Annotated in this window: 8 protein-coding genes; 6 read left to right on the top strand and 2 right to left on the bottom strand. The window is 68.6% G+C overall.

Annotation, left to right across the window (positions count from 1 at the left end; genetic code table 11):
* Positions 1-613: alanine dehydrogenase (locus tag FXN61_RS45210; RefSeq protein ID WP_167979973.1), on the top strand; the 613-nt coding region annotated here is incomplete at its 5' end.
* Between the two features lie 54 nt (positions 614-667).
* Here the strand turns inward: FXN61_RS45210 and FXN61_RS45205 are convergent.
* Complete coding sequence (locus FXN61_RS45205) at positions 668-1,348, bottom strand: TetR/AcrR family transcriptional regulator (RefSeq protein WP_167979972.1); 681 nt, start codon at positions 1,346-1,348, stop codon at positions 668-670.
* Between the two features lie 10 nt (positions 1,349-1,358).
* Positions 1,359-2,807: an MFS transporter gene (locus tag FXN61_RS45200; RefSeq protein ID WP_167979971.1), complete on the bottom strand. Its 1,449-nt coding sequence runs from the start codon at positions 2,805-2,807 to the stop codon at positions 1,359-1,361.
* Positions 2,808-3,180: 373 nt separating this feature from the next.
* Between FXN61_RS45200 and FXN61_RS45195 the strand changes: the two genes are divergently transcribed.
* The 5 genes from FXN61_RS45195 to FXN61_RS45175 form a co-directional block, all read left to right on the top strand.
* Complete coding sequence (locus FXN61_RS45195; protein WP_167979970.1) at positions 3,181-3,363, top strand: hypothetical protein; 183 nt, start codon at positions 3,181-3,183, stop codon at positions 3,361-3,363.
* A complete protein-coding gene (locus FXN61_RS45190; protein WP_246293050.1) occupies positions 3,363-3,800 on the top strand; it encodes a hypothetical protein in 438 nt (145 codons plus the stop codon). Before FXN61_RS45195 ends, FXN61_RS45190 begins: the two co-directional genes overlap by 1 nt.
* A gap of 22 nt (positions 3,801-3,822) precedes the next feature.
* The gene (locus FXN61_RS45185) at positions 3,823-4,779 is read left to right on the top strand and encodes an ABC transporter ATP-binding protein (protein WP_167979969.1); all 957 of its coding nucleotides are present in this window, start codon (positions 3,823-3,825) and stop codon (positions 4,777-4,779) included.
* Entirely contained in the window at positions 4,779-5,651 is an 873-nt protein-coding gene (locus FXN61_RS45180) for an ABC transporter permease subunit (protein ID WP_167979968.1), read from the top strand. Before FXN61_RS45185 ends, FXN61_RS45180 begins: the two co-directional genes overlap by 1 nt.
* 56 nt (positions 5,652-5,707) lie before the next feature.
* On the top strand, positions 5,708-7,576 hold a 1,869-nt coding region (locus tag FXN61_RS45175), incomplete at its 3' end, for an ABC transporter ATP-binding protein (RefSeq protein WP_312878492.1).

The raw sequence follows: 7,576 nt of genomic DNA, 5'->3' as shown, positions 1-7,576 counted from the left end.
CCCTGCCCGCGTGGTCGTGATCGGCGGCGGCGTGGCCGGCGTCAACGCCGCCACCATCGCCGTCGGCATGGGCGCCGACGTGCAGATCCTCGACACCAACGTCGACCGCCTGCGCCAGATCGACGCCCAGTTCCAGGGCCGTCTGCGCACGCTGGCCTCGAACGCCTTCTCCGTCGAGCAGGCCGTCCGCGAGGCCGACCTGGTCATCGGCGCGGTCCTCGTGCCGGGTGCCGCTGCCCCGAAGCTCGTCTCGAACGCGCTGGTCGCCGACATGAAGCCGGGCTCTGTGCTCGTCGACATCGCGATCGACCAGGGCGGCTGCTTCGAGGACTCGCGTCCCACCACGCACGCCGAGCCGACCTACGAGGTCCACAACTCGGTCTTCTACTGCGTGGCGAACATGCCGGGCGCCGTCCCGCGCACCTCGACCTACGCGCTGACCAACGTGACGCTGCCGTACGCGGTCGCGCTGGCCGACAAGGGCTGGGAGAAGGCGCTGAAGGACGACCGTTCGCTGGCCCTGGGTCTCAACGCCCACGCCGGCCGACTGACCAACGGCCCGGTGGCCGAGGCGACCGGCCTCGTGCACACGCCGCTGGAGTCCGTGATCTGAAGGCCAACTGAATGAAGAGGCCCCCGCACGCGATCAACGCTGCGGGGGTTTCGCCTATCTCAGGGCGGCGACGCTCGCCTTGATCCCGTTGATCACGCAGTCCAGCCCGAACTCGAACTGCCGGTCCAGCGACCACAGTGCCGGTTCGTTCATCATCTCGACGTAGCGCGGGAACCTCTCCCGGTACAAATCGGCGAACCTGGCCACGTCGGGCGGCGCGATGTCGAGCCTGCCCCGGTTGTTGAAGTTCACCTCGGCGACCGCGAACCCGATGACGAAGCTCGACATCGTCGAGACGGACTGCGAAGCCTCGACCGCCGACAGACCGGCCGTTCGCATGGGTTCGAGCATCGAGTCCGCCATCCCGACGGCGTTCGGACCGATGCTCATGTACTCGCCGATGATCCGGATCCACCACGGGTGCCGGAGCGCGAGATGACGCAACGAGTGCATCATCCCGCGCAACGCGGTCTCCCAGTCGACGTCGGCGTCCGGCGGCTCCATCTCTCCGTAGACCGCGTCGATGCAGAGTTCGACCAACGCGTCCTTCGTCGGCACGTGCCAGTAGAGCGACATCGGTGCCGCGCCCAGTTCGGCCGCGAGCTTGCGCATCGACAGCTTCTGCATGCCGTGCTCGTCCAGCACCTCCAGCGCCTTGCGGACGATCGCCTCCCGGCTCAGGCCGAGAGGCTGCCCGCTGCTGGGCCTGGGCTTGCTGAACCACACGCTGTCCACAACGGCGATCCTAAGCACGTCGCAGCAACACGCTGGCCACAACACCTCCCAGGAACACGGCCAGAGCACCGAACAACAGGCTGACGCTCATGCCGTTCGAGAACGCGTCACGCACGACCGTGATGTCCGCACCGCTGTGCAGTGCCTCGCTCAAAGATCGCGACGGGACGCCGTCCGGCAACGAGGCCGCGAACCGCGCCGACAGCAGCGCACCGAGCACCGCGATGCCGAACGAGGAACCCAGCTCGGTCAACGTGCTCGACAACCCGGACGCGATACCGGCGCGCTCCGGCGGGATGGAACCCATCAACGCGTTGACCGCAACCGGTTGCGCCACACCGACACCCACGCCGATCAGGATCAGACCTGCCAGCGTCGGCGGGTACGTCGTGCCGATCGACAGCAGCACCACGCCGGCCGCGACGATCGTCATGCCGAGCAGCATCGCCTTGCTGGCGCCCAGTTTCAGCACGAGCTGGCCCAGCGTGTTGCTGGTGACGAGCAACGCGATCGCCATCGGCGCGACCCTCAGTCCTGCCTCGAGCGGGCTGTAGCCGAGCACGCCCTGAAGGTGTTGCGTCAGCAGGAAGAGCGAGCCCGCCATGCCGAACGCCGCCAGCACACCCGACGCCACCGCGCCGGTGAAGCGACGGTCCTGGAAGAACCCGAGGTCCAGCATCGGTTCCGCGGTGTGCCGCTCCCACAACGCGAACCCCGTCATGGTCACCAGGCCGAGCGCGACCGGCACACCGAACTCCAGCGAGCCGAAGCCGTGCTCCGGCACCTCGATCACGGCGTACACGATCGAGACCATGCCGATGATCGACAGGATCGAACCGAGGACGTCCGGCTTGCGCACGGTCGGGTCCTTCGACTCCGGCACCAGCGCGGCGACCGCCGCGACGGCGAGGATCGCCACCGGCACGTTGATCAGGAACACCGAGCCCCACCAGAAGTGCTTGATCAGCGCGCCACCGATCACCGGACCGGCCGCGAAGCCGAGACTCGTGACCGCGGCCCAGATGCCGATGGCCTTCGGACGTTCCTTCTCGTCGAACAACTGCATCAGCACGGCCAGCGTGCCGGGCATCAGCATCGCGGCACCGACACCCATGAAACCGCGGGCAGCGATCAACGCCTCTGACGAGCCCGCGTAGGCCGCCACGGCGCTCCCCGCGCCGAACAGGGCCAGACCGGCCAGAAGTGCGCGCTTGCGGCCGAACCTGTCGCTCCACGCACCGGTCGTGAGCAGCAGACCCGCCAGCGCGAGCGAGTAGGCGTTGATCATCCACTGGATGTCCGCGGTGCTCGCGCCCAGACCGGTGGAGATCGACGGGATCGCCACGTTCAGCACGGTGTTGTCGAGCACCACGACCATCACTGACAGACAGAGCACGCCGAGCACGGCCCAGCGCTGGGGGTGCGGGTGCACCACGGCCTTCTCGGTCGTCGAAGTCATCGAGTCCTCCCCCTTACGGTGTACGAGGACCTTACAGCGTACGAGACCTCAAGGCGCAAGAGGATTTCGCTCAGGAAGTGGGGAGAGGGCGCAGCCCGGGTTCACAGCGAACACCTGGGGAGGAAATTAAAGGGCGGCCGCGCTCAACCAGCCTGGGGGTCACTGGGAGCGGGGCCGCCGTGTCCAAATATAGCGGGCCCACGGCGGCCGCGCCCAGCACCCCCACCGAAACGCGACCCAAAAGTTTCCCCAGCTGGACCATTGCCCGGTTCCTGCCCGTCCAGCAAACGAGTGAATTCGCCTGTCCGCGGTGCGGCGAGCAGGGCCAACGGCCGATGAAGACGGAGTCGGGCGTCCCTCGAAGGGAGATTCCATGGCTGAACCACAGGGATGGATCCACTGCCACGACCCGTTCGGTCGGGACAGATCGATGACCGTTCTGGTCGAAAACGACCGAGTTCTCCTGGTCGCGCCGCCGGGCGAGACCGCTGTGATGTCCGCCACTCAGACGCGCCGGCTGGGCTCTTTGCTCGACCAGGCCTCGGCGAAGATGTGATGGACGAGACCCTGCGTGACGCGGTGCTGCAAAGGCTGGCACTGCTGGACAAGGTGGCGGAGCACGGCGAGGCGGAGGCGCTGGTTCCGCTGGCCCGCGCGGAGATCCACCGCCTGGCGGACGGCTGGCGCTTGCTGCTGACGGTGCACCAGCCCGACGAGGACGGCAGGTGCAAGGCGTGTCCCGGCTGGCTGCGACGCCGCCGATGGCCTTGCCAGGTCTGGAACATGGCGCACCAGCACCTGATCGGCGAGGGACTGCCGCATCGCGAGCGGCGGCGGCCGCTGCGCAACCCTTTCACCCGATCAGGCGTTATCGATCTCCCTGAGGAGACGCCGGTCGAGATGACCGCCGAGCTGCCGATCCTCACCGACGAACCACTGGGGGTGCACCGCGCGCCGGTCGTGACCCGACCGAAGCACGCCTTGCCGGACTGAGCTTTCAGGCAGGATGGGCCGCATGCATGACGGCAGCGGCCTCATCGCCGTCCAGAACCTGACCAAGCAGTTCGGTTCCGTGACCGCGGTGCAGAACCTGAGCTTCACCGTGTCACCCGGCAGCGTGACGGGCTTTCTCGGCCCGAACGGCGCGGGCAAGACGACGACCCTGCGAATGCTGCTGGGACTCGTGAAGCCGACGGGCGGCACGGCGACGATCAACGGACGACCGTTCCACCAGCTCGGCCAGCCCGGCCGCGTGGTGGGCGCGGTGCTGGAGGCGCAGGGGTTCCACCCCGCCCGCTCCGCCCGCGACCACCTGCGCGTGTACGCGGCGGCCATCGGCGTGCCGGACGCGCAGGCCGACCAGGTCCTCGGCCTGGTCGGTCTGGGCACTGCGGCCGATCGCAAGGTGGGAGGGTTCTCTCTCGGCATGAAGCAGCGGCTGGCGCTGGCCACCGCGTTGCTCGGCGATCCGCAGGTGCTCGTGCTGGACGAGCCGGCGAACGGCCTCGACCCCGAGGGCATCGCGTGGCTGCGCACGTTCCTCCAGTCGTACGCGCGCATGGGACGCACCGTGCTGATCTCCAGTCACCTGCTGGCCGAGGTCGAGCAGACCGTCGACCAGGTCGTGATCATCTCGCGCGGTCAGACGATGTTCTACGGGCCGTTGGAGCAGTTGCGGCAGTCGCAGCAGCAGCGCGTTCTCGTGCAGCCGTCGGACGTCAACGCGCTCGCGATGGCGTTGCGCAACGAGGGCGTGCAGACGATCGAGCAGCTGCCCGACGGCAGGCTCGCGGTGTCCGGTGTGGACTCCAAGCACGTGGCGGACAGCGCGTTGAGGGCAGGCGTGTCGATCTACGGCATCCAGGAGGAGCAGGTCGACCTCGAGCGGTTGTTCTTCCAGCTCACCAGTGGCCAGTACGCCGGGTACGCGCCGGCGCCGTATCAGCAGCAACAGCAGGGTGGTTGGGCCTGATGGGCAACCTCGTACAGGCGGAGCTCCGCAAGACGACGACGACCGGGCTGTGGTGGGGTCTGCTGATCCCGACCGCGGTGCTGGCGCTCGGCTGGGGGCTCGCGACCGGCCTGCTCGGGCAGTTCTTCGTGGACTTCGCGTCGTCCAGCGACGTCGACGAGGTGTCGGACTTCCTCGGGGTCTCGCCGGACCAGTGGAAGGTCTCGCTGTTCGGCATGGCGCGGGCGATCAACATCTCGACGATCTTCCCGATGATCTTCGGCGCGATGGCGATCTCCGGTGAGATCAACCGGCGGACGATCACGACGACGTTCCTGACCGCACCGTCGCGGATGCACTCGATGCTGGCGAAGATGCTGGTCTACGTCCTGTGGGGCGCGATCTACGGCCTCGTGATCATGCTGTTCGTCAGCGTCGGCGTGGTGCTCACCAGCGAGTCCGGGCAGCTGCCGGACGCGGGTGGCTGGGCGATGCTGACGCTGGTCTGCGTGCTGTCGTCGATCCTGATGACGATGTTCGGGGTCGGCGTCGGTGCGTTGATCCCGAACGTGGCGGGGACCGTCGTGCTCCTGCTGCTGTACTTCCTGGTGATCGAGAACGTGCTGCACGGCGTGCTCGCGTACCTCGAGGTGCCTGCGGTGATCGGGTTCCTGCCGAACGGGTCGATCAACGGGCTCACCGGGTCGGTCGCGGTCGACCTGTTCCTGTCCACGGCGGGTGTGGTGCCGCCGGAGATCGAGGACGTGCTGCGGGCGATCGCCGGTGCCGGTGGCGCGCTCGACTGGTGGTGGTCGGGGCTGGTGTTCCTCGCCTGGTCCGGGATCGTGTTCGCGGGTGGCTGGGCGGTCACTCAGGCCAAGGACATCACCTGACCTGCGGTTTTTGAAGATCACCTGGACTGTCGGACCCCGTCCGTAGTCTTGGCTGCGTGACAAAGGGCTGGATCCGCCGACTGACCGCCGCCTGCTGGCAGCACCCCCGCCTCGTGGTGCTGTCGGTGGTCGCCGCGGTCGTCGGCGTGGGTCTGCAGGCGGCGGGTCCGTTGCTGCTCAAGACCGCGATCGACGACTCGACGGTGGGCCGGACCGACAGGTTGTGGCCGCTGATGGTGGCGCTGGTCGTGTTGGAGCTGCTCACGTTCGGGTCTGCGTTCCTGCGGCGATATCTGGGCGGACGGCTGGCGCTTGGCGTGCAGCACGACCTGCGGCTCGGCGTGTTCTCGGCGGTGCAGCGGCTCGACGGCGCGAAGCAGGACGAGCTGCGGACCGGCCAGATCGTGTCGCGCTCGATCACCGACCTGCAGCTCGTGCAGTCGCTGCTGATGATGGCGCCGCTGGCCGTCGGCACGGTGGTGTTCGCGGTGGCCGCTCTGGCCGCGATGCTCTACCTGTCGGTGCCGCTGACGATCATCGCGATCATCGTCCTGCCGCTGGTGGCGTGGCTGGCCGGCCGCACGCGGCTGACGCTGTTCCCCGCCACGTGGTCCGCGCAGCAGCGGGCCGCGGATCTGGCGCAGCACGTCGAGGAGACCGTCACCGGTGTCCGCGTGGTCAAGGGCTTCGGCCAGGAGGCCCGCGAGGTCGCGCGGCTGGAGAAGCACGCGAAGGGTCTGTTCGCGGAACGGATGCGGGCAGCCCGGTTGTCGTCGAAGCCTCTCGCGACCGTCACCGCGCTGCCGTTGCTCGGCCAGGTCGCGGTGCTGGGACTGGGCGGCTGGCTGGCGTTGCACGGCCAGGTCACCCTGGGCACGTTCCTGGCGTTCACGACGTACGTGGCGAATCTCGTCGGCCCGACCAGGTTGCTGTCCAGCCTGATGGTGTCCGCGCAGCTGGCGCGTGCTGGCGTGGAGCGGGTCTACGAGCTGATCGACTCGCAGCCGGACGTCACGGACGGTCCCGGCGAGGTGCCGGACGGCCCGCTCGGGATCTCGTTCTCCGGCGTGACGTTCGGGTACACCCGCAGCGAGCCGGTGCTGCAGGACTTCTCGATCTCGGTCGAGCCCGGCGAGACGCTGGCGCTGGTCGGTACCGCGGGTTCTGGCAAGTCGACGGTTTCCCTGCTGCTGCCTCGTTTCTACGACGTGCACTCCGGTGCTGTGCGGGTCGGTGGTGCGGACGTGCGGACGCTGCGGCTGGAGTCGTTGCGCGGCGCGGTGGGCGTCGTGTTCGAGGAGGCGTTCCTGTTCTCCGACACGGTGTTCTCGAACATCGCGTACGGCATGCCCGGCGCGTCGCGTGCCGAAGTCGAGCGCGCCGCGAAGGCCGCTGAGGCCCACGACTTCATCGAGGCACTGCCTCTCGGCTACGACACGGTGGTCGGCGAACGCGGCCTCACGCTTTCCGGCGGCCAACGCCAGCGCGTCGCTCTGGCCCGTGCCCTGCTCTCCGATCCGCGCGTCCTGGTGCTGGACGACGCGACGTCCGCGGTGGACAACGCGACCGAGGCCGCGATCCACGCGACCTTGGCGTCGGTGACGGCCAACCGCACGACTCTGCTGGTGGCGCACCGGCGTTCGACTCTGTCACTGGCCGACCGAATCGCGGTCATGGACGCAGGCCGTGTGATCGACATCGGCACCCACGCCGAGCTGACCTCGCGCTGCGCCCTCTACCGCGACCTGCTGGCGGGCCCCGACGAGGCGATCGAGTCCACCGCGCCGGCGATGACGGGGGACCTGTGGCCGGAGCTCAGCCAGGAGGACCTCGACCAACGCCTGATCGACGAGGCCAAGACCCCGGCGCTCGCTTCGTCCGGCCGGCGGGGAGGTGGCGGCGGCATGTCCGCGCTGGCCGGTGGC

This window comes from Lentzea indica, from assembly GCF_012184385.1.
GTDB lineage: Bacteria > Actinomycetota > Actinomycetes > Mycobacteriales > Pseudonocardiaceae > Lentzea > Lentzea indica.
The sequence above is the reverse complement of the archived record's forward strand: the minus strand, read 5'-3'. Positions and strand labels throughout refer to the sequence as shown.